Source organism: Sphingobium sp. L-44, assembly GCF_056859495.1.
This window is the reverse complement of the sequence record NZ_JBSXOQ010000089.1, coordinates 90,649-112,962: the sequence shown is the minus strand read 5'-3', so window position 1 is coordinate 112,962 and position 22,314 is coordinate 90,649. Positions and strand designations below refer to the sequence as shown.

21 protein-coding genes are annotated in these 22,314 nt (G+C 65.9%); 5 read left to right on the top strand and 16 right to left on the bottom strand.

All coding sequences use genetic code 11. The features are described 5' to 3' along the window. The 11 genes from AC13EK_RS12390 to AC13EK_RS12340 all read right to left on the bottom strand — a co-directional run bounded on the left by AC13EK_RS12390 (position 1) and on the right by AC13EK_RS12340 (position 12,561). Positions 1–1,275: a polysaccharide biosynthesis protein gene (locus AC13EK_RS12390; RefSeq protein ID WP_069338380.1), complete on the bottom strand. Its 1,275-nt coding sequence runs from the start codon at positions 1,273–1,275 to the stop codon at positions 1–3. Continuing rightward, positions 1,268–2,074 (bottom strand): WecB/TagA/CpsF family glycosyltransferase, encoded by an 807-nt coding sequence (locus AC13EK_RS12385; protein WP_037506998.1) that lies wholly within the window; start codon positions 2,072–2,074, stop codon positions 1,268–1,270. The genes AC13EK_RS12390 and AC13EK_RS12385 overlap by 8 nt, the downstream gene beginning before the upstream one ends. After that, the gene (locus tag AC13EK_RS12380) at positions 2,071–2,976 is read right to left on the bottom strand and encodes a P-loop NTPase family protein (RefSeq protein ID WP_004212423.1); all 906 of its coding nucleotides are present in this window, start codon (positions 2,974–2,976) and stop codon (positions 2,071–2,073) included. The genes AC13EK_RS12385 and AC13EK_RS12380 overlap by 4 nt, the downstream gene beginning before the upstream one ends. Further along, positions 2,973–4,328 carry a GNVR domain-containing protein gene (locus tag AC13EK_RS12375; RefSeq protein ID WP_017499212.1) on the bottom strand — a complete coding sequence of 452 codons (1,356 nt, stop codon included), beginning with the start codon at positions 4,326–4,328 and terminating at the stop codon, positions 2,973–2,975. Before AC13EK_RS12375 ends, AC13EK_RS12380 begins: the two co-directional genes overlap by 4 nt. Then, positions 4,325–5,737, bottom strand: a complete 1,413-nt coding sequence (locus AC13EK_RS12370) for an AAA family ATPase (RefSeq protein ID WP_069338389.1) — start codon at positions 5,735–5,737, stop codon at positions 4,325–4,327. Before AC13EK_RS12370 ends, AC13EK_RS12375 begins: the two co-directional genes overlap by 4 nt. Positions 5,738–5,742: 5 nt before the next feature. After that, complete coding sequence (locus tag AC13EK_RS12365) at positions 5,743–6,591, bottom strand: polysaccharide biosynthesis/export family protein (protein ID WP_069338382.1); 849 nt, start codon at positions 6,589–6,591, stop codon at positions 5,743–5,745. 19 nt (positions 6,592–6,610) lie between these two features. Next, positions 6,611–7,768 carry a hypothetical protein gene (locus tag AC13EK_RS12360; RefSeq protein ID WP_139150098.1) on the bottom strand — a complete coding sequence of 386 codons (1,158 nt, stop codon included), beginning with the start codon at positions 7,766–7,768 and terminating at the stop codon, positions 6,611–6,613. A gap of 261 nt (positions 7,769–8,029) precedes the next feature. Next, the gene (locus AC13EK_RS12355; RefSeq protein WP_069338383.1) at positions 8,030–8,239 is read right to left on the bottom strand and encodes a hypothetical protein; all 210 of its coding nucleotides are present in this window, start codon (positions 8,237–8,239) and stop codon (positions 8,030–8,032) included. A gap of 168 nt (positions 8,240–8,407) precedes the next feature. Then, complete coding sequence (locus AC13EK_RS12350) at positions 8,408–9,799, bottom strand: sugar transferase (RefSeq protein WP_004212431.1); 1,392 nt, start codon at positions 9,797–9,799, stop codon at positions 8,408–8,410. A gap of 286 nt (positions 9,800–10,085) precedes the next feature. Next, positions 10,086–10,322: a hypothetical protein gene (locus tag AC13EK_RS12345; protein ID WP_234792475.1), complete on the bottom strand. Its 237-nt coding sequence runs from the start codon at positions 10,320–10,322 to the stop codon at positions 10,086–10,088. A gap of 91 nt (positions 10,323–10,413) precedes the next feature. Next, entirely contained in the window at positions 10,414–12,561 is a 2,148-nt protein-coding gene (locus AC13EK_RS12340) for a TonB-dependent receptor plug domain-containing protein (RefSeq protein ID WP_069338384.1), read from the bottom strand. A 75-nt stretch (positions 12,562–12,636) separates the two neighbouring features. Here AC13EK_RS12340 and AC13EK_RS12335 point away from each other — a divergent pair, with 75 nt between their 5' ends. Both AC13EK_RS12335 and AC13EK_RS12330 read left to right on the top strand, forming a co-directional pair. Then, positions 12,637–13,164, top strand: coding sequence for a hypothetical protein (locus AC13EK_RS12335; RefSeq protein ID WP_069338385.1), 528 nt, complete (start codon positions 12,637–12,639; stop codon positions 13,162–13,164). Then, entirely contained in the window at positions 13,161–14,147 is a 987-nt protein-coding gene (locus AC13EK_RS12330) for a cytochrome-c peroxidase (protein ID WP_069338386.1), read from the top strand. The genes AC13EK_RS12335 and AC13EK_RS12330 overlap by 4 nt, the downstream gene beginning before the upstream one ends. On the opposite strand, the gene AC13EK_RS12325 is transcribed toward AC13EK_RS12330, so the two are convergent. Next, positions 14,142–14,519 carry a winged helix-turn-helix domain-containing protein gene (locus AC13EK_RS12325; RefSeq protein ID WP_069338387.1) on the bottom strand — a complete coding sequence of 126 codons (378 nt, stop codon included), beginning with the start codon at positions 14,517–14,519 and terminating at the stop codon, positions 14,142–14,144. The genes AC13EK_RS12330 and AC13EK_RS12325 overlap by 6 nt on opposite strands. A 160-nt stretch (positions 14,520–14,679) precedes the next feature. Between AC13EK_RS12325 and AC13EK_RS12320 the strand changes: the two genes are divergently transcribed. The 3 genes from AC13EK_RS12320 (at position 14,680) to AC13EK_RS12310 (ending at position 19,233) form a co-directional block, all read left to right on the top strand. Then, positions 14,680–17,121, top strand: a complete 2,442-nt coding sequence (locus AC13EK_RS12320) for a hypothetical protein (protein ID WP_069338388.1) — start codon at positions 14,680–14,682, stop codon at positions 17,119–17,121. A gap of 62 nt (positions 17,122–17,183) precedes the next feature. Further along, the gene (locus tag AC13EK_RS12315) at positions 17,184–18,152 is read left to right on the top strand and encodes a magnesium and cobalt transport protein CorA (RefSeq protein WP_037521522.1); all 969 of its coding nucleotides are present in this window, start codon (positions 17,184–17,186) and stop codon (positions 18,150–18,152) included. 85 nt (positions 18,153–18,237) lie between these two features. Continuing rightward, positions 18,238–19,233, top strand: coding sequence for an AraC family transcriptional regulator (locus tag AC13EK_RS12310; RefSeq protein WP_277788314.1), 996 nt, complete (start codon positions 18,238–18,240; stop codon positions 19,231–19,233). 4 nt (positions 19,234–19,237) lie between these two features. On the opposite strand, the gene AC13EK_RS12305 is transcribed toward AC13EK_RS12310, so the two are convergent. The 4 genes from AC13EK_RS12305 to AC13EK_RS12290 form a co-directional block, all read right to left on the bottom strand. Next, on the bottom strand, positions 19,238–20,077 hold the full coding sequence (locus AC13EK_RS12305; RefSeq protein ID WP_069338392.1) for a TauD/TfdA dioxygenase family protein: 840 nt from the start codon (positions 20,075–20,077) through the stop codon (positions 19,238–19,240). Between the two features lie 18 nt (positions 20,078–20,095). Continuing rightward, a complete protein-coding gene (locus AC13EK_RS12300) occupies positions 20,096–20,869 on the bottom strand; it encodes an SDR family NAD(P)-dependent oxidoreductase (RefSeq protein ID WP_069338393.1) in 774 nt (257 codons plus the stop codon). Continuing rightward, positions 20,866–21,621 (bottom strand): SDR family oxidoreductase, encoded by a 756-nt coding sequence (locus AC13EK_RS12295; protein ID WP_069338394.1) that lies wholly within the window; start codon positions 21,619–21,621, stop codon positions 20,866–20,868. The genes AC13EK_RS12300 and AC13EK_RS12295 overlap by 4 nt, the downstream gene beginning before the upstream one ends. Positions 21,622–21,729: 108 nt before the next feature. Continuing rightward, a complete protein-coding gene (locus AC13EK_RS12290; RefSeq protein ID WP_069338395.1) occupies positions 21,730–22,299 on the bottom strand; it encodes a TetR/AcrR family transcriptional regulator in 570 nt (189 codons plus the stop codon). Positions 22,300–22,314 lie beyond the last annotated feature (15 nt).

Here is a 22,314-nt window from a genome sequence, read left to right as displayed (position 1 = left end):
TCAACCCTCCGCCTGGTTGCGGCGCCAGCTGCGGTCGAGCTGCCAGATGCCGAGCATCATGACGAGCTGAGACAGCACGACGCCGGCGATCGAGAAGACGGGCGCGACCAGCAGGGTCAGCAGCGTAACGGCGGCAATGCCGACGCCGCAGCTGCGCAGGCTCTGGGCGGCGAGCGGACGGAACGCCTTGCGGGCCTGGGTCATGACGCTCATCGGCGTCTGCACGCACTGGACCAGCGAGAGCAGCGCGCAGAGCGCCACGGCAGTGATCACCAGCTGATGGTCGAGCGTGGGCTTCAAGATCAGGCTGGGGAAGAAATAGAGCGCGCCGGCCGCGACGACGCAGGTGCCGAGCCACAGGAAGACAAGGGCGCCCATGAAGATGCGTTCCGACTGGATCGCCGCCTGGTGATCGCCGCGCGCGACGGCACGGGTCATGCGCGGGCGTTCCAGCTGGGTGAGGGCGGTGATGCAGACATTGACCGGGCGGAAGAACAGCATGCCGACGGCGATCGGCGCGAAGGCGGTCGGCCCCGCGAGCAGGGTCACGGCATAGCTGTGGGCGTTCGACGTCGCCTCGGTCGACAGCACGCCGACCAGCGTCCAGGCCGACTGTTCCTTCCACACCGGGCGATAGGCGCGCAGGGCGGCCAGCGGCGACATGGCGACATGGCGGCGCAGATAGGGACTGCCGAAGGGCAGCAGGCCAGCGAGGCTGGCGGCGACCAGCATGGTGCCGATGCCGGTCAGGTCCGCGCCGGTGCGCATCGCGACCAGCAGGCCGATGAGGATGGTCGCGGCATAGGCGATGTCGGATCGGGCCGCCTGCATCGGCGCATGATGGGCATAGGCGTTGGAACGGCCGAACCAGCGGACCAGCGACAATGTGCCCGCCAGGCCGAAGACCAGCGCGGCCTGTGGCGAGGCGGTGGTCCAGGCGATGGCGGCGCAGATCATCCCCTGGCTGAGTGACAGCAGCAGGTTGACCGGGAAGAAGAAGCCATGCGCCGCGCGATCGACATCCTCGCCCTGATTGACGGCGATCGTATAGGGCGTCGACACCAGCGCGTTGGACAGGCTGTAGCCGAACTGGATGATGACCAGCAGGAAGGCGAGCACGCCGATGCCGGTGGTTGCAAGGTGATGGATCGAGAAAAGCTGGACCAGCAGATGGCTGACCGAGACGATCGCCGAGGAGAAGCTGGCGAGGCCGAAGCGGCCGAAGATGGTGCCCAGGCGCTGGGTACGGCCGGAAGCCGCCTGCGCCTCAGCCATGGCGGTGCTTCCAGATCAGCCACAAGGCATGGGGATTGGTGGTGATATAGCGCCAGGCCAGTTCCTTGGGCCGGGTGCCCATGCGGTGCAGCCATTCCAGGCCATTGCGCTGCATCCACATCGGCGCGCGTGGATAGTCGCCGGTGATATAGTTGAACAGGCCGCCGCAGGTGACGATCCAGCCGGCCTTGATCCGATCGCGATTGCGCACGCAAAAGGCCTGCTCGCGCGGCTTGCCGGTGCCGACCCACAGGACGTCGGGCGCGGCCGCGTTGATCGCGTCGATCACCGCATCCTCTTCCTCCGGCTTCCAGAAGCCGTTGCGGCGCCCCGCGACGGTGAGGCCCGGTGCCATTTCGACGATCCGATCGGCGCAGGCGGCGTTCACCTTTTCCTCGCCGCCGAGCAGATAGTAGCTGACCCCCGCCTTGGCTGCGGGCACCAGGCTGTCGATGAACATGTCGGTGGTGCTGGATCGATCGGCGATCGGCGGCTGGCCGACCCAGCGCGAGGCGGCGACGACGATCTGGCCATCGGCATGGATCAGGTCCGCCTGGGCCAGATTGTCGCGAAACCCCTTGTCGGTGGCGTTCATAGACAGGCCCTGGCCGTTGCAGTCGAAGATCAGCAGCGGGCGCTGGTCGAGCGCGCGGCGCAGCGGCGCCTCGCCCAGCATCCGGTCGATCAGCGCGTCGAGTGACAGGGTCGACACCGGAATGCCGCCGACCAGGGCGATTTCCTCCGGCGTGGATACCGGCTGTTGCAGCGGCTGACGGGGAATAGCCTGCTCCAGGCTCATGCGATCACGCTCCCTGCGATGCTGATATTATGACGGTCCAGATCGTCGATCACGCGGCGCATGTCGGCGATCGCGGTCTCGCCACGCCGGGCGACGATGGTGACGGCATCAAAGCCCGCGAGGATGGAGCCGAATGGTGTCTGCTCGCCGCGCCGCTGGGCGAGGTAGAAGAGCATCGACGTGTCGTGCAGGCCCCAGCCGGCGGCGGTGTCCGCCAGCGGCCCCTTGGTCACCAGGCTGGATGCGCTGCCCGATGCCCGGCCGGCGGTCATCAGCCACAGGCCATCGACCGCCGTGCGTGCGGCAGGCAGCAGCGCGGCGCTGCCCAGCAATTGTTCGGCCAGACCCGCCTTGTTGGCGACGCGGAACAGCCGGTCGAGCGAGGGACGGTCGATATCGACATCGACCAGCATCGTCTGCCCGTCCATCTGCGCCATCACGACGGCGAGATTGGCGGCAAGGATCGCGGCCTCGTCGCCCGCGTCGATCGACAGGATGGCAAGGCGCAGGGCTGCGCCGTCGCTGTCCTTTGCCGCCGCGCGCATCTTAGCGCGGATGGTGCGGACCTTGGCGGCATAGGCATCCGCGGGGTCGAAGGCGCTGACCACCAGCGGATCGACCCGCTGGTCGCCGGCCGCCAGCAGCGGGAAGCCGCCCTGCATTGCCAGAATGATGCCCGCCGTTTCAGGATCGAGCAGGCCAAGGTCGATCGCCGCCTGCTGGAAGGGCTGGCCGGCGGCATGACCATGGGCTTCGATCCGGCCGATGTCGGTTTCGGCAAGGAAGCCATGTTCGACCGCGAGTTGCGCGAAATCCTTGGTATCGCGGGCGCGGGGCTTGAGGCCGGTCGTGGCGCCGGCGGTCAGATGGGGATGGGCACTAGCCGTGGAACGCAGTCTCATGCGGCCTCCTGTCGCTTGGGGAGCCAGCCGCCCCGCGCGGGGGCAGGCAGCAATTCGGTGATGACTTCGACTTCGGTCGCGCGGGCCACGCCGGCGGCGGAGCGGACGCGGGGCTGGGCGATTTCGATCAGGACGACCGCCGCAATGCCGCCGACCAGGCCAAGGGCGATGCCGCCCACCAGCCAGAGCAGCAGGTTGGGCTTGGCGGGCAGCAGCGGCACGGTCGCCTCGTCGAGCAGGCTGGCATTGGGCTGCGAGATCTGGCTCTTGAGCGCCGCTTCGTTGAAGCGCTGGCGGACCGTGTCATAGGTCTGGCGCGCCGCATCGACGTCGCGCTGCATGACCATCAGCTGGTCCTGCACGTCGGACATGCGGATCATGCGGTCTTCCTGCGAGGCCATGTTCGACTTGAGATCGCCCTCGCGGCGGCTGGCGGCGACGCTGTTGGCGCTGACCGCACCGGCCTGGCTGGCGCGGGCGGCGCCAAGCTTGGTCTGGAGTTCGGACAATTGCGCCGAAGCGGCCGCCATGGTCGGATGGTTCGGACCAAGCGTCTTGCCCAGTTCCTGCACCTTGGCCGACTGGGCCGCGACCTGTTCCTGCAAATTCTGGACGATCAGCGATCCTTCGATGTCGGACACCGAACCGGCGCCGGCCTTGCCGCGCGCGGCGGCGGCTTCGGCCTGGGCCTGGGTGAGCTGATAGGACATGTTCTTCAGCTTCTCGGCCTCAAGATCCATGCGGTTGATGCCGATGATGTCATGGGCGCGCTGGAAGTCGGACAGGCGCTTCTGCGCATCCTCATAGCGGCGGCGCACGTCGGCGGTCTGTTCGTTGAACCATTTGGCCGAGGTGCGCGCCGGCGAGGCGCGCAGTTCCACCTGCTCGCGCATGTAGATCTGCGCGGCGAGGTTGGCGACGCGGGCGGCGACCTGCGGATCGGGATCGAGATACTGGATCTGCAGCACATTGCTCTGGCGGCCGGTGGTCACCAGCAGCCCGGCGCGCACGCGCGCGGCGGCCTGTTGCAGGCGGGCATCGGCCGGCATGTCCGCGGGCAGCGCGTCGATGAAGCCCGCTTCCTTGGCGACCGCATTGATCACCTTGGCACTGCGGATGATGTCGGTCTGGGTGCCCAGGATCGAGTCCACCTCGACCCGGCCCTGATTCTGGGTCGTGTCGGTCGGATCGGTCTGCGACAGGTCCAGCATCAGCGAGGTCGTCGCCATATATTGGCGCGACTGCATGAAGGCCGCGACGGCGATCAGCAGGAACAGGGCGCCGCCGATCATCGCGGCGACCCGCCAGCGCGCCTTGACGGCGGCGGCAAGGTCCAGGGGGTTCATCGTCATAGTCCGTCCACTCCTCGGAGCATGGCGCGCATTTCCTCGGCCGGCGTCGGCGCGACGGTGCGCGGCGCAGGCTGCTTGGCCATCAGCAGCAGGAATTGCGGCGCCAGCGTATCTTCAAACATCCACAATTCGCCGCCCGGCGTGGGCGTTAGCGCAGGCTCCAACCGGGCCAGCGCATCGCTGGCATCGGCTTCCATGCCCGGATATTCGCCCAATATGTCGCTGCCGACGCGCAGCAGCCGCTCCAGCGAAATTGCCGACATCTGCGATGCGACGATGCCGGCCAGCGCGATCATCCGGCGCCCGGATGCGCTGTCACGCAGGGCGCGGGTGAACAGGCCATGGCTGGCGCTGCTCATTTCCGCCCAGTCGTCCAGCGCGCTGGCCAGCCCCTGTTCGACATCGCTGGCGGTCACCTGCTCACGGCCGCCGGCCTCGGTCACAAGCGCCGCCTGCATGCCGAACAGCCGGGCATGATAAGGCGACCCCATTGCCGCGCCGGCCAGCGCCTCCACGGCTTCGGGCGTGATCGACAGCCCGGCCTTCTCGCCGCAGCTTGCCAGCAGCAACTCCAGCTCGGGGCGGGCGATCGGGCTGACCCGCTGGGGCGCGATATGGCGGCGAAGCGAGGGATGGGCGGCGATCAGGCCATCGACATCCCCGGCTATGCCGACCAGCACGACCTGCACCGGCGAATGGATATCCGTCAGCAGCTTGAGCAGCGTCGCCACATCCTGCTTGGCGGTGTCGGAGCGGACCCGGTCATATTCGTCGAGGATCAGGATGGAGCGCTGGCGCACCTCCTCGACCAGCAGGGTCGCAAGGCCATTCACGTCCAGCGGACCGGTGGCGAGCTTGCGGGCCCGTTCCTGGCCCGCGCCGCTCATCGGCAGTTCCGTCAGGAAGGGACGGAACAGCGAGTCGAAATCGGCCTCGCCGCTCGCGGACCCGTAAAGGGCGACGCAACCGGCCTCGTCCGCCAGATCGCCGAAGACCCGCGCAAGCGACGTCTTGCCCGATCCGCGCGTGCCGAAGATGATCGCATGCTTGCGCTGGACCACGATCGCTTCGACCAGCTTTTCCAACTCGTTGTTGCGGCCGGCCAGGCCATGGCGGTCGGTCACCGGCATGGCGGTGTTGAAGGCGCTGTAGATCGAATCCCGGCGCAGGCTGATGGGCTTGAGCGGCGTTGCCATCGCGCCCATCGAAAGCGGTCGTGGAGTGTCGTCGGGCGCCGGTTCGGGCTCGGCCGTCCGGTGGAAGCTCGGTGCGACCGGTTCCTCCAGCAGCAACGGGGCCTGATCGGGGATGACACGGGCGGAGGGGCTGGAGCTACCGGCCAGTCGGCGCGGCAGGGACCAGAGCCAGTCGAGCGTGCCCGCCGAGCGGGCGCCGAAATCATGTTCCATCGCGGTCAAAACAGCTTCTCCCGGATGATGAGGACGTCTTCGGGCTTGACCGGGTCATCCAGCTTGGCCTGGACCTCCTGGCCGCCGCGCTTCACCTTGATGCTGCGGGTCGAACCGGCGAGGGTTGGGCCGCCGGCCAGGGCAAGCGCCTGGCGGAAGGTCTGGCCTGCGACATAGGAGAAGGCGCCGGGCTGCTGGACCTGGCCATAGACATAGACCTTCTCGGCCGGCGGCACGAACAGGATGTCGCCGGCCTGGAGCGGTCGGCCGGCGCCCGCGCTCATGTCGGTGAGCGAGATGCGCACCGCGCCGCTGCCATCGGCAGGGGTCAGGATGACGGCATTGGCGCCGGCCGTGGTCGCGCCGCCGGCCTTGGCCAGCATCGACGCCACGGTATAGTTGCGGTCGAGCGGATAATTGCCGGCCTGGGGCACATTGCCCAGCACCGTGACCGAGCGGCTGACATAGTCGCTCACCTCGACGCTGACCGAGGGTTTGGTCAGATAGCCGCCACCGGCATAGCTCGCCGCGATGTCGGACGCGAGCTGGGACGTGGTCTTGCCCTTCGCGTCCACCGGCCCGACCAGCGCGAGCAGCACCGTGCCATCGGCCTTGATCCGGGTTTCGGTCGACAGGTCTGGCTGGCCGAAGATCGAGATCTTCAGCTGATCGTCCGGACCGAGCAGATAGCCGGCGGGGGCAGACGCCGCCGGCCGCGCGGGCGTGGCGGCAACCGCCGCGGCTGCGGCGGCACCGGCAGGCGCCTGTGCCGTTTGGGTTTGGGCCGACAATGCGGTCGGCACCGCCAGCAGGGGGAGGGCGGCAAGGATATGGAAGCGTGTCGCTATTCTCATGGGTCAGGCTCCCTTCGGGTCAAAAGCGCAGCAGGGCTGAGAGCGTCACCTGCGTGCCGCTATAGTTGGAGACATCGGTGTCGGTCCGACGGCGGTAATGCTGGGCGTCGAGGCTGAGGTCGAAGCGATCGGTCAGTTTGCGCTTGAGCGTCGCGCCGAACTGGCGATTGCGGTCCGCCTCGATCGAGAAGGGGCGCAGCGCCGCATCCTGGCGGAACTTGCGCCTCTGCCAGTCGGCATAGAGGCCGGCCGAGGTCAGCTCGCTGATCGCGAACTCCCCCTCGATCCGATAGCTGGACCGGATCGCGAAGCCGCTGGCGATCAGGCTGTCGTTCATGATGTCGCGGGCGGTGGAGGCGGTCAGCTTGACGCGCGGGATGATGCTGGTCGACAGCCGCACATCCCAGCCCATGCCATTATAGTTGCCGACGGCGGCGGAATCGCTGCTGACATCCAGCCATTGCAGGTCAGCATCGATCTGGGTGATCGGCGTTACCGACCGCTGGAAGCGCAGGCCATAGGCGTTGATGCGGTTCTTGATGCCCAGCGTGCGCCGGTCGCTGACCGTCCGCTCATAATAAGTGGTGAGCGTGCCGAAACTGGGCTTGTTATAGCCCAGGCCGACCTTGAAGCTGTCGCTGTCCTGGTCGGCATAGTCGAAATCATCGGCGTTGCGGGTCGTGTCATGCTGGTAGCCGGCGACGGGAAAGAAGCCCGGCCGTTCGCACGACAGGTCGGCCCCCAGCGTCGAGAAGCGCTGGAGATTTTCGGTTGCGGCGTTGATGTCGCCATAATCGGCCCGCTGCTGACGATAGCTGGCGTGTGGCGTGATGCCGCAGGTCGCTCCGAATCGAATCGTCGCCCTGGCCTCCGCATCGAGTCGCAGCTTGCTGCGCTGGGTCTCCGACACGAACTGGTCATAGCCGGCCTTGGCCCGGATCTGGATGTCGTGCCGCCCGATCGGATGGGCATAGGTCGCCTCGATCGAGGGTGTAACGATCAGGTCGCCGGTGGGGTCTTCGACCCGGTCGTCGACGCGATAGACATTGTCATCATAGAGAAGATCGAGCCCGGCCGTCAGGTGCAGGCCGAGCGTATCTATGCGCTTGTCATCATCCTGGGCCTGCGCCGTGGAGGGCAGGCCGGCGAACAGCATTGCGCCGCCAAGAGCGGCCATGGCGGCCGCATGCGGCCATGCAAAATCATTTGCTGCGGGCGCACAGGCGCGCGCCCGCAAACACGGGTTATGGGCATTATCCAAACGCATGAATCCTTATTGCATTGCAGCAACAAGGGGCATGCTAATCGTATTTTTACGTAATGCACACGGGTCCGGACGCGACTTGTCGCGCCAAAACAACGGCTCGTTTCATCGACGAAAGGAGCCGTTAACAGCCGATCCCGGCTGTTAATCTGAGGGCAAGGAAACTGGCCCCGATCAGAAGATCAGATAAGCGATCGCGCCGATTGCCGCGCAGAAGGCGAGGATGCCCGCCCAGCGCGAAACAAACTGAATCGGTCCTTCGGCGCGGTCGGCGATCGACAGCGCATGGCCGTTATCGGGGAGATCGCGGACGGCGATGCCCGCATCGGAAAAGGAGGTTTTCGTTGCGGCAACTGCCGCCAATTCATCAGCCACGACCGTCATCCTGGGAACTTTATGAACGGTCGTTAATATAGGATTTTAGGGTTCACAAATAGTTTACATCGGCATGAAAGCCGGCTCAGCTCATCGCAAAAGCCGGCTTCTGATGCGGAAAATCCTCAATCCTGGTCAAAGCCCCTGTAAACATTGGGGCTTCACCAGCAGGCGGGATCAATAGGCGTTGCGGTGAACCAACACGCGGGCCGTGCCGACCAGGATGCCGATGTCGCGCATCAGGCTCCAGCCGTGCAGATATTCCAGATCCGCCTCGACCCGGTTCAGAATGTCGCGCCGGGTTTCGGTCGCGCCGCGGAAGCCGCGGATCTGGGCCAGGCCGGTGATGCCGGGCTTGAGCGCATGGCGATGCCAATATTGACGGTCGACCTGCCAGAACAGCTGGTCTTCGGCGGTCGAGCCCAGCGCATGGGGGCGCGGGCCGACCAGGCTCATCTCGCCAAGCAGCACGTTGAGCAGCTGGGGCAGCTCGTCGATGCTGGTGCTGCGGATGAAGCGGCCGACGCGGGTGATGCGGTTATCGTCGCGCTGGGTCGAGGTGGCGCCGGCGGTGTCGCACTGTTCCACCCGCATGCTGCGGAACTTGAGGATGTGGAACAGGCGGTTGCCGCGGCCGATCCGTTCCTGGCGGAAGAAGACCGGGCCCGGCGAGTCCAGCCGGATGGCGACGGCCACCGCGATCATCAGCGGCGCCAGCGCGATCAGCACCGGCACGGTCAGGATGATGTCGAGCAGCCGCTTCTTGGCGCGATTGGCAAGGTTGAGCGGACCGCGGGCGACCACCAGCGTCGACACGCCGCGATGGCTCTGCACCGCGAGCGGCGCCATCGGGTCGAGTTCCGGCACGATGATCTCGCCCAGAATATTGCCACCCTTGAGCATCTGCGCCCAGTCGGCCTTGCGCTCCAGCGGGCAGGAAATGACCACCCGATCGAAATCGCGCAGCAGCATGCCAAGGCGATGCAGCATATAGGGATCGTCGAGATCGGCGCGCAGACCGAGCGTCGGTGCGTCCACGATCGTCATGCCGTTGACATCGTCGGGGATCAGGCCGTCGTCGATGATCAGCAACTGGGCGAACAGTCCTTCGGCGAAATGGCGACGAACGGCGCGGACGACCAGCACCCGCTGCATCACGATCAGCGCGCCGCTGAAGAACAGGCCGGTGCTGATGCCCAGGCGCGAGAAATTGTCCGTGACCTTCAGTGAGAAGACGACCAGCAGGAAGATCAGCAGGGTTCCGGCGAAGGCCATTACTGCACTGCGGCATGAAGCCGTCATGCTGGTCAGGCAACGCGGGTTATAGGCCTGGTTGTGAAAGGCGATGGTGCCGTAGACCAATATCCCGCCGGCAAGTGGTTGCCAGACCTCCATCGACAGGATCGGAATACCCGCCACGCGCAGGCCGATGACGAACCCTGCGGCCAGGGCCATCATGTCTGCAAGCAGCAAAACCAGGCTCAGCCACAGGCGCGCGTTCCGCTGGAAAGCGGCGGTGGCGGGCTGGCGACTGGGGGTTCCTGCAATCGCCAGATCTATTTTGGACATCGGCAACCCTTTAAATGCGTCGTGACGTCATGGTCCGCCCGCCCGTCGTCAGACGGTGGCGATCTTTCCCCAGGACATCCGCTGCCTTTGATTTATGTTGCGTAGCAGCAGGACATAGTTGCTCGGTTGTTACAATTGGGGGAGGGATATTCGGACGCACATTTCCGACGATCCGTTGAGCGCGCATTTTTCATCCTGCCGCCCCTTCGTTCTGTCGCAGGGAAAATCGATCAGGCGCGGTGAGAGGCCTTGCCGGCCTGATGGAAACGACGTCGAATCAAATCGCTCAGCGAAACAGCCACCAGCCGATCAGAAACAGCGCGCCGACGAGGGCCACGGGGCCGGCCCAGCGTGACAGGAACTGCACGCCGGATTCGGCCAGATGGTGGGGGAAAGGCCAGATTTCGGGGCGATCCGCATCCTCGCCATGCTGCGGGACGGGATCATGCCGTGGCGCCGACCGGGCGCTGTCATGTCCGGCGTTGCGATCCTGTGGTGGCGGAAACAGATCGACCATCATCATTCCCGATGCGATGCGAGAATAGCGACCGCAGATCACGATAACCTGCGGCCGGGCAAAGATAAACCATTATCCCCACCCGGCCACGTTCGGTTCAATAGCGGAAACGCGCCGATGCATAGACGGTGCGTCCCGGTTCGGGAAAACCATCCGTCAGCGTGTAATAGTCATCGAACAGATTGCGCCCACCAATGCTGAGGTCGATCTGGTCGGTCAGCGCCAGATCAACGCGCAGGCTGGCATTCACATAGGCGCCGGTGCGGTAATAGCGGGCGGGCTGTGAGGCCGGGGTTGCGGTGAACAATGTCCAGCGGTTCGACGCCAGATCGACGCTGGGGACGATGTGCAGCCGTTCGACCGGCGCCCAGTCGAGATAGGCAAAGCCCTTGTGCGTGGGAACGCCGGTGGGACGGAAGCGCGCGTTTGACGGGTCGGTCAGGTCGCGCTTGATGCCGGTATAGTTGATGCCCGCGTCCAGCCCCGGCAGCAGGGTCGCCGACGCCGACAGTTCGATGCCATAATATTCACCCTTGCCGACATTGCGGCTCTGGCTGAGGTTGGTGAGGGCGCAGCCCGTGGTCGGCACGGCGGGCGGTGTGGTCGATGCGGTGCAGGGATAGGCCGGCGTCGGTACGCTGAAGATCGCGTCCCGCACCCAACTGTAGAAGAGCGCGCCTTCCAGGCGGATGGATCCCTGGCTCCAGCTTCCGCCGATTTCCGCATTGGTCGCCCGTTCCGCCTTCAGGTCGGGGTTGGGAATGGCGGTGTTGAAGCGCTGGCTGAACCGTTCAAAGATGGTCGGGAAGCGGGCACGCGATGACAGGCTGGCGTGGAGCGACAGCGCATCGCTGGCCTGCCAGTCGAACCGGCCTTGCGCATTCCAGGTGTCGGCGTCCCTGCGCGGATAATTGTAGATGACCGATGGCGTGCCCGACGTGCCGAGCGGGGCGCCATATTCCTCGGCCCGTTCCAGGTTGCGCCAGTCATAGCTGCCACCCAGGGTGAAACGGAGCGTGGGGCTCAGCGCCAGCTCATTTTCCAGCGCGATGGAATAGGTGGCCTCGCTCTGGGTCTGTTTCGGCTCCGTGGTGGCGACGCCGGCCGTCGAAAAGCTGGTCTGGAACTCGACATGCTCATCATGGCGATAATGGAAGGCGAGGCGGAGTGTGTCCGCATCGGTCGCGGTGAAATCGAGCTGGGCCGATCCGCCCCACGCCTTGTCCTCATAGGGGCTGTCAAAGGCGTAGGGGCGACTCTGCGTGGTCTGCGTCCGGTCGTTGAAGGAACGGAGCATCGAATCGAACTGGTTATAATAGGCGCGGGTCTTGAGCGTCGCGCGGTCGCCCAGCGCCGTGGTCGACAGGAAATAGACGCTGGTGATGTCCCAGGACGGCCAGTCCCAGAAACGGGCCGTGGTGACCGTGTCGCTGATATGCAGCGGCGCGCCCTTCGATCCTTCCTGATGGGTATAGCTCAGCGCATATTCGTCGGTGGCATTGGGAGTGAAGCCGACCTTAGCATTGACCCGCCAGTCCTCCGCCCGCGAAAAGTCCCGCGCGCCGCCATCTTCCAGCGTGGGCACGCGCGGCGTGAAACCATTGGGCAGATCCCAATGATCGGTAAAGCTGCGGGCATAGCTGGCCTGTGCATACCAGAGGTCGTGCCGGGTGCCGACCTTGGCCGATGTGGTATAGCCGGCATAGTCCATGTCATTGTCGAAGCTGACCTGCCCGCGCAGGTCGATGTCGAGCGCCTTGGTCGGCTTGCTGGTCACCAGGTTGATCGCGCCGCCCATGGCGCCGGGTCCGTCCAGCACGGAGGCATAGCCCTTGGCCACCTGGACCTCGGCAATGTCGGTGGTCAGGAAGCGGCCATAATCGAGCCGGTTGTCGGCGGGCAGATAGACACGGATGCCATCGATCGAGAGTGGCACCTGGAACCGGTCGAAGCCACGCACGAAAACCAGTCGCTCGTTGCGGGTGCCGCCGCTGTTCCCGGCGGACACGCCGGGCATGAGGTTGACCGCATCGTCGAGCGAGGTGCGGTTGAAGCTGTAGATGGCGTCGGAGGACAGGGTGCTGCCGTCAATCTCGATCCCGCTGGTGCGGGGGGCGGTGACGATGATCTGGCCGAGCGAGAAGCGATCGCTGTCGCCGGTCGCGTCGGGCGCGCCCTGCGCCGCTGCCGTCGCGGTCCAGCAGCAGGCGCTGGCCAGCAAAATGCGCATCATGGTCTGTCGCATGAAAATCCCCCTATTCTTGGTCGTTCGACTCGCTATATCCCGCGGTATATAGTTTTGCCTTCGGGAGGGAAGCCCGTGCGTCAGCCCCTGTTCCTGCTGTTTCCGGCCCTGTGCGCGGCTTTGGTGCCGGCATCGGCCTTCGCGCAAATGTCGGGCATGCCGGCCTGCGCTGCCCCGGCCGATCCGCCGGCGGAGATGGCATCGTGGCGCGCGCCGCAGCCGATGCAGGCGGCGGCGGATGCCAAGGGAGCCAGCAAGGTCAAGCTGAAAGCCGGGCAGGCCGTGGCGCTGACCCTGCTGCCGACGTCCAGGATCAGCTATCCGCTTCGCCCGGCCAAGCCGGGCGGCAGTGTCAGCTTCGGTGGCATCGTCCATTTCACCGTCGATCAGCCCGGCACCTGGCGAGTGGCGCTGAGCAGTGGCGCCTGGGTCGATGTGGTGAAGGACGGCACCGCCGCGACCTCGACCGCGCATGGCCATGGCCCCGATTGCACCGGCATCCGCAAGATGGTCGATTACAGCCTGGAACCAGGCGACTATATCCTGCAACTCGCGGCCAATGGCGATCCGCAGATGACGGTGCTGGTGACCCGCCTGCCGTGAAGCCGGCGCGCTGGTTGCTATTGCTCGCGACGCTGCTGCTGATCGGGGCAGGGCGGCCATGGCATTGGAACTTGCCCTTGGGCGAAGCACCGCCCCCAAGCCCGGTCGGTAACGCAATGAGTGCGGCGAAGGTCGAGCTTGGCCGCCGTCTTTTCTATGACGCCGACCTGTCGGCCAATGGCACGTTGAGCTGTGCCGGGTGCCATGAACAGCATCGCGGCTTTGCCGACGGCAATCGCACGCGGCCTGGCGTCCATGGCGATCCGGGGCTGCGCAATGTGCCGGGCCTGGCCAATGTCGCCTGGTTGCCGCGCCTCACCATGGCCGATCCGGCGATCACCAGCCTGGAGGCGCAGGTCGCCGTGCCGCTACTTGGCGAGCATCCCGTCGAAATGGGGATGAAGGGGCTGGAGGCGGAACTCCCGCGTCGGCTGGGCGCCGATGCCTGCTATCGCCGGATGTTCGCGCGCGCTTTCCCGGACCGTCGCGGCCGGATAGACATCGCGACGGTGTCGGCGGCGCTGGCGGCGTTCGAACGCACGCTGATTTCGCGTGACAGCCCTTATGATCGCGATCGACGGGGGCAGGCTGATGCCCTGTCGATGTCGGCCCGGCAGGGCGCACATCTGTTCGCGGACAAGGGCTGCGCGTCATGCCATGCGGGGCGGGATTTCAGTGACGGCGCCTATCATCGGCTGGAACCGGCGACGGCCACCGATCCGGGGCTGGCCGAAAAGACGGGGCTGACCAGTGATGCCGGGCGTTTTCGCACGCCCCCGCTCCGCAATGTCGCGGTGACCGGCCCCTGGTGGCATGATGGGTCCGCGCAAACGCTGGATGCGGCGATCCTGCGCCATGGCCAGCAACTGACCGACGCCGAACGGATAGCGATCACGGCTTTCCTCGACAGCCTGACCGATCAGGCGCTCCTCACCGATCCACGCTTCGCCATGCCGGACGAAGCCTGCGGCAAGAAATTATGAAAGAGGGACGGGCAGGGGGATCGACCGCAGCAGGGCGTCAAGCTGGCCCGGCGCCTGTCCGCCGGTCGCGGTGAGCGCTGCCTGCTCCAGCGCACGATAGGCGGCGAGCACGGCCTGCCCTGCCTCCGTCACCCGCGCGCCGCGGTCACGGCCGCCGCCAGCGACCGTCTCGACCAGCCGGTCGTTCCAGCAGCGGTTCATCGTGTCGACCAGCAGCCAGCTGCGCCGATAGCTCATGCCCAGCGCCCGCCCGGCCGCCGATATCGAGCCGTGCAGCGCGATCGCATCGAGCAGATCGGCCTTGCCCGGTCCCATGGCGATCTCGTCCCCGCAAAGGATCTGGATCTTGAGCTTAAGCGTTCCGGTCTGCATGGCCCTGCCTGATTGCGTGCGATTTTCCCCTCTTAGCCCGTTGTCGCAGGTTCAGCGAGGGGGTGGCATGGCCCGCATTTGCTGCCGCCTTGGAATCGCCGAATTCCTGTGGGACAGGCGCAATGGTCGCCGAAAAACATAGATAGCCGGATAGAGAGACATGCCCCAGCCTTCCGCCCCGATCCAGATCGCGCGCCTGCGCCAGCCGATCGGCCTGTTGATCGGAACGGCATTGGGGGCTGCATTGCTGACGCCGGGCCTTGCGGCCGAGCCTGCGCCGTTCGAGCTGACCGGGCCGGACCTAAAGGTCAGCGTGACCCGCGGCACGACCAGCTTGCCGATCAGCCAAGTGCCGAGCCTGCGGGCCGGCGACAAGCTGCTGATCGAGCCGAACTTGCCCAAGGAACAGGGCGCCAATTTCGTGCTGATGTCGGCCTTTCTGCGGGGCGCGACCAATCCGCCGCCCAAGGACTGGATCGACAGCGCGGAGACATGGAAGAAGAAGGACAAGGATCGCCGCCTCGCCTTGACAGTACCGGACGGCGCGCGTCAGATGGTGCTGTTCCTGGTGCCCGAGACCGGCGGTGGGGAGGGCACGGTCAGCGATGCGGTGCGGGGAAAACCCGGCGAGTTCGTGCGGGCTACGCAGGAACTCAACCAGGCGTCGCTGGATCGCTCGCGACTGGATGCCTTCATGACGGCGATCCGGACACAGGAAAACAGCCATCCCGAATTCCTGCGCAGCGTCGCGCCGGCGCTGGCCCGCAGCCTGTCGATGAAGCTCAATGAGGATTGCCTGTCCAAGGTGATCGAGCTTCAGGCGGCCTGCCTGCTGGAGAATAAGGATCAGCTGGTCCTCGCCGATGTTCACAGCAGTTCGATTGCCGAGACGCTGAGCGGCACGCCGACCGACCTGGCCCTGCAACTCGCCTCCACGCGTGAGGCGGGCTATGGCTATTACAGCCCCTATATCGGCGTGGTGCGCGATCTGGCCCGGATGTTCGGGGCCTTCAGCAGTCCGAGCTTCGAATATCTGCCGACCGTCAGCCTGCGCCGCGACGACAATATCGGGCTGATGCTGAACAAGGCGCCGTCCTTCGCCAAGCCCAAATCGGTGATGGTGGTCGGCATGCCCTCGATCGAGGCGGACAGCCCGCCGCGCCTGCGCAGCGGTGCGCAGGCACCGATCTGCGCGGCATTGCCCGGCACGGTGCTGCCGGTCGAGGGGGCGCCGCTCATCTATTCGACCAGCTATGCGCGCGGCATGACGGTGCAGTTGAAGGCGGCGTCGGGCCAGACGATCGAATATCCGCTGGAAGCGCGGGCCGATCGGGGCGGCTATGTTATCCGCGCTGATGGTCCCTGGCCGGCCGACTTCAGGGGATCGATCGAGGCTCATGTCTATGGTCAATGGGGCTTCGACCGGTTCGAAGGGCCCGATTACATCCTGCAGCGGCCCGATGATGCGGCCTGGCAGGTGAAGGGCGAGGCGCCGACACTGGTCGTCGGCCGCGACAATGGCCTGACGCTGACGGGCGGTGCGCCTTCTTGCGTCGAAAGTGTCACCCTGCGCCAGGGCAATGCAGCGCCCCAGGCGATCGGCTGGAAGGTGCAGGGCCGCGATGCGCTGGACCTGACCCTGCCGCTTGCTGATCGGCGCGCCGGATCTGTCACTGTCGATGTCAAATATCAGGGCGTCGCCAAGCCATTCTCCATGGCGCTGCGCGCCTATGCCCCGGCGAGCAAGCTGGACTGGCTGACCGTGCATCAGGGCGATGCCTGGGGTGAAATGACGGGGCAACGGCTCGATCAGGTGGCGAGCGTCGACCTTGGCGGGCGTAGCTGGAAACCCGATGGCCTGACCCGCGACGGTTCGGTCGATCGGCTCCGTCTGACGGCCGCGGGCGATGGGACTGTGCCCGCCGAAGGCGCCAGCGCCCGCGTGCAGCTGGAGGATGGGCGCATCGTATCCGTGCCGGTCACGATTGCCCCCGCGCGTCCCCGTGTGACCCTGCTCAACAAGAGCGTCACGCCCGCTGCGACAACAGGGCTGCCGGTGACGCTGGGCGGATCGGACGTGCTGCCCAATAACGGCCGCCTGGTCTTTTCCGTGCAGGCGCAGGACGGCACCAAATTGGCCATGGCCGATGCGATCGAGGTGGCGACGCAGGATGGCGGGGCCAGCGTCCGGCTGACGGCCGGTTCCGGCCTGCAACTGCAAAGTCCGCAGGTGATGGTGGCGACCCTGGATCCCGCGGCGCTCGGCCCCGCCTTTGGTCCGCTGCAATTCCGCATCGTGCGGGGCCGCGAACAGGGGGATTGGCAGCCGCTGATGCCGCTTGCCCGCCTGCCGCGGATCGAGGCGGTGGATTGCGCGGGCAAGGAGCAGAAGGATCAGGGCTGCACCATCAAGGGACGCGACCTGTTCCTGGTCGATGCCGTCGCCGGCAATCCCGCTTTCGATCAGCCCGCCCCGGTGGCGCAGGGCTTCACCGGATCGACCCTGACGGTCCCGGCGCCGACCGACGGCAAGCTCTATGTCCGCCTGCGCGACGCGCAGGGCGCGATGCTGGTGGTGCAGGCGCCATCGCCCGCCGCCTGATCGCCTTCCCGATCAAGGCTGGCCGCGCTAGGCTGGCCGAATAGAATGATTTCGAGGCCCGAATGACCGTCATTGCCGCCTATCTCTATCGCAACGGCCAGCGCGTGCGCGAAGTGTCGATCAATGAACGGATCGATTGCGCCGAGGACAAGTCGGAATTCGTCTGGATCGGCGTCGCCAGCCCGACGGCCGAGGAAATGCGGACGCTGCAGCAGAATTACAATCTCCACCCGCTGGCGGTGGAGGATGCGATCAAGGCGGACCAGCTGCCCAAGGTCGACATCTATGGCGAGCAACTGTTCGTCGTCGCCCGCACCGCCCATGTCGAGGAGAAGACGATCGCCTATGGCGAGACAGCGATCTTCGTCGGCCACAGCCATATCATCAGTGTCCGCCATGGTTCGGCGCGCGGGCATATCGAGCTGCGTCATGCGCTGGAGGCGGTGCCGGACCGACTGGCCCATGGCGTCGATTATGTGCTGCACGCCATCCTCGATTTCATCGTCGACGGCTATCTGCCGATCGTCGAGGGGATCGAGGAGGAAGTGCTGACCATGGAGCAGCACACGGTCGACAATTTCCTCGGTCGCGATGAGATTACCCGGATCTTCAACCTGCGGCGCCAGCTTATCCGTTTCCAGCGCATATTGGGGCCGATGCAGGAGGTCGCGACCAAGTTCGTCAAGATCGACCTGCCCTGCATCGACCCGGAAACCCGACCTTATTTCAGCGATGTGCGCGACCATGTGCGGCGGGTGCAGACGATGGTCGACGATCTGCGCGAGGTGCTCAATTCCGTCTTCGAGTTCAGCAACCTGCTGGAGCAGCAGCGCACCGGCACGATCACCCGTCAGCTTGCCGCCTGGGCCGCGATCCTGGCGGTGCCGACCGCAATCGCCGGCATCTACGGCATGAATTTCGAGCATATGCCCGAGCTCAAGACCCGTTACGGCTATTTCGTCGTGTTGGCGGTGATCCTGCTGATCTGTTCCATCCTCTACCGGCGTTTCCGCAAGCTCAACTGGCTTTGACGGCATCGCCCCGCCGAAATGGAGCGGCGGTCGCTTGACCTATTCGGACAGGCGGTGCCAGCCTGTCCGAATGGGAGGTCCGGCGATGGATGAGCAGCGCGACGCGTTCGAGGCGATCAATGCGCATATGCTGCGGTTCCTGCCGGAGCTGGTGGCGGAACTGGGCGGGGAGGCGCCGGACAGCGGCGATGCGTCGCCCAGCTATCGCCAGGCCATCGCGCTGATCGAGGATGCGGCGCATCGGCTCGCCTGCCCGGATTTCGGCATGCGTCTTGCCCTGCGCCAGCGCGGCGTCGACCTGTTCGGGCCACTGGGCGACGCGATGCGCAACGCGCCGACCTTCGGCGCGGCGATCGATTATGTGTGCAGCCATAATTATGCGCACAGCCTGGCGGCATCGGTCTGGCTCCGCCGCTTTCCCTCGGTCCGCCATGTTTTCGTCGGGCATGACATATTACTCGACGGCGTGCCCAACCGGGCGCAGGCGATGGAGCATATTCTGCTGGTCGGCCATCTTTTCGCGATGGAACTGACCGGTGGGCGGGCACGGGCGCGGCGGGTGCATTTCCGCCACCAGCCGATCTCGCCGGCGCGCATCTATCGACGCTATTTCGGATGCCCGGTGCATTTCGGCCAGAATGAGGACGGGATCAGCTTTTCCGAGCGCGACATGGCAAGCCCGGTGATCGACCGGGATGCTGCGGTCTTTACCGCCGTCACCGCTTATATCGAGCGCGAATTTCCCCATCGCCATCCGCCGCTGCATGCGCAGGTGCGCGGCATCGTCATGCAATGGCTGTGGACCGCCCATTGCTCGAATGACCGGGTCGCGGCCGAACTGGGGCTGCACCCGCGCGCCCTGCACCGCCGGCTGGCGACGGAGGGCACGAGCTTCCAGAAGATCAAGGATGAGGTGCGGCGCGACATATTGCGCTACTATCTGGAGCAGACCGACATCGACTTCGCCCATGTGTCGGAGAAATTGGGATTTTCCGAACAGTCGGTGATGACGCGAAGCTGCAACCACTGGTTCGGCGCGTCGCCGACGCGGTTGCGGGCGCGGTTGCACGCGCCCGCCTGATCCTTCAGCCCGCAATCGAGGTGCGGTGCATCATCCGCCCGGAATCACGAGCATAGGGAACCACCCGGTGCAGCGCGCCGGTGTTGCTCCAGATCACGAAGTCGCCCGCCTGCCACTGATGCTGATAGACGAAATCGGGCTGGGTCGCCCATTCGTTGAGCCGTGCGATATAGGCGCGGCCATAGGCCAGCTCCATGCCGACGATCCGGTCGGCGGTCGACCCAACGATCAGGCTCTTGCGGCCATTCTTGTGGGTCTGGACCAGCGGTCGTTCCTTCTCGACGCCGATCGCCAGCTTGCCCTTTTCCGCCTCGGGAATGGCGTCGGCGATCGAGCGCAGACTGGCGGCGACACTATGGATGATGCGCAGATCCTCGATCTCGGCACGCTGCGCTTCGGGCATCTGCTCATAGGCGGCGAAGGTGTTGGCGAATTCTGTCTGGCCGCCCTTGGGCGCCAGGCGCCGGGCCGACAGCAGCGTCGCGAGCGGCGGCGGCATTTCCATCGGCATGCCGTCCATGTGCCAGAAGAAGGTGCCCAGCACATATTCGGGCGCGCGGTTGATCTTGCGATCGAGCGTCACCTGATAGACGTCCTCGTCCTTGTTGGTCGTCGCCTCGCTGGTGAGGTTGAGCCGCCCGCCGAGCAGGTCGGTGAAGGCCAGTTGCTCCTCATTGGTGAAATGAACCTGCGGCATGACCAGCACGGTCCGTTCCTCCAGCATGTCGCGGCACTGGGCGACCACTTCGGGATCGAACAGCGCCGCCCGATCGGCCTCGACCACCGCGCCGATCAGCGGCTTGACCGGGCGGAAGGTGACGCGGCTCTTGTGAATGACGTTCATGATCCTGCTCCTTCGATCTCAACCTTGTTCGGCGGCCATGCCGGAAAAGCCGATGCAATAGCCGCCATCGACCGGCAGCAAGGTGCCGGTGATGTAGGACGCCTCGTCACTGGCTAGGAATAGCGCCGCATTGGCGATCTCGCTGGCGAGGCCCCACCGGTCCATCGGGATGCCGGGCACGCGGAAGATACCGGGCGGCGGCTCGGGATGGTCCTTGGCCATCGGCACCAGCCCGGTCCAGATCGATCCGGGCAGCACGGCGTTCACGCGGATATTGTGCGCGGCATAATCGAGCGCGGCGCATTTGGTCATCTGGCTGACCCCGCCCTTGGCGGCGGCATAGACGCCATGCCCCTTCCATCCGACCATGCCGGTGGCCGATCCGATATTGACGATCGCGCCGCCGCCGCTTTCCAGCATGGCGATCACACCATATTTCATGCCCAGGAAAACGCCCTTCAGATTGACGGCATGGACCCGGTCCCAATTGTCGCTGCTCTGTTCGTGCAGCGGCATGATGCCGCCGCCGAAACCGGCATTGTTGACGAGGATGTCGACCCGGCCAAAGGTGTCGCCGGCGGCGGCGATCATTGCCCGCACATCCGCTTCCTCGGCCACGTCGACATGCAGGCCGATCGCGCCATTGCCGATGGCGGCGGCGACCTCATCCTGCGCGCCGCTGATGTCGGCGCACAGCACCCGCGCGCCTTCCTGCGCGAAGCGCTGCGCCATCGCCTTGCCCATGCCCGATCCCGCGCCGGTGATGACCGCGCTCTTGCCCGCCAGCCTCATGGCATCGGCTCCGTGTCGACGGTCGGCTGGATCAGGATGCGGCTGACATTGGCGCGGCGCGGCAGGCTGACCGCGAGCAGGATGCCGGCCACGATATCGTCCGGCGCCATCGCCCCGTCCTTGTGGGTGTGCTGCTGGATCATGTCGCGCCATTGCGGGTCGGAAATGGAGCTGGCGATCTCGGTCGCGGTGGCGCCCGGTTCGATGATCGACACGCGGATGCCGGCCTGGCCGCCCTCCTGTCGCAGGCTTTCGGTAAAGCCGGTCAGGCCGAACTTGCTGGTCGAATAGGCAGCGAAGCGCCAGCCCGATCGGCGGCCGGCGGTCGAGGAGATATTGACGATGTCGCCGCTGCCCTGCGCCTTCATCACCGGGAAGGCGGCGCGGCAGGCATGGATGGTGCCCATCAGGTTGATGTCGATCACCCGCTGCCACTGGGCGCTGGTCAGGCTTTCGATGCCGCCCGCCTCGTTGACGCCGGCGGAGTTGACGAGGATGTCGAGCCGGCCGAACCGGGCCACCGTATCGGCGACGGCGGCTGCCGCATCCGCCTCGACCGAGACGTCGCCGGGCAGGGCGAGCGCCGTGCCGCCTGCCGCTTCGATCCGGGCGACCAGCGCGTCGAGCCGGTCGCGGCGCCGTCCGTTGACAGCGATATTGACACCCTCAAGCGCCAGCGCGAGTGCCGCCGCCTCGCCAATGCCCGAGGATGCACCGGTGACCAGCGCGACCTTGTTTTCCAGTGCTGTCATGACCTCTCCTTGCCCCGCTGTCCTGTGCCGGACCGCGATGCTGAACAGTTCATTAGCAGGGGTGGGCGGGGTGATGCGATGGCAGGATCGGCAATAGCGCCGGGGCGATCATTTGGCTTCGAGCTGGTCCAGCATCGCCTCGATCATGGCCAGGGCCTGGTCATGGCCCTCGGTCAGGCCGAGCGCGTTCTCGCTGACCAGCATGCGGGCGAGCGAGGCGGCGATCATTACCAGGCCGCCGGCCTGACCTGCCTGATCGGACGGGAGCAGCGCCGCGACGGCCTGCGCCTGATGCGCGCGGAACGCCTGGGCGGCGGTGACGATCTCGGCCCGCACGGCCTCGCGATGATGGGCGATGGCGCTGAGTTCTGCGGCGAGGGCAGCGGTCGAGGGATCGCGCATCATGTCCCACATGGCGCGCAGGGGGCTAGGCGCGGCGAGGGCCTCGGCGAAGCGGGTCATGCGCCGCTCGTTGATCCGCTGCACCACGGCGCGGAGCAGATCGTCCATGGTGCGGAAATAATAATAGAGAAGCTGGGTCTTCAAGCCCGCCTGCTGCGCCACCTGTCGCGCGGAAATGCCATGTTCGCCGACCTTGGTCAGGATCGTTTCGGCCGCGTCGATGAAGCGGGCGCGGTTCTGCGATCCTTCGGCGCCAAGTCTGCGAGCGGTAGCCATATCGTCCTTTCCGTC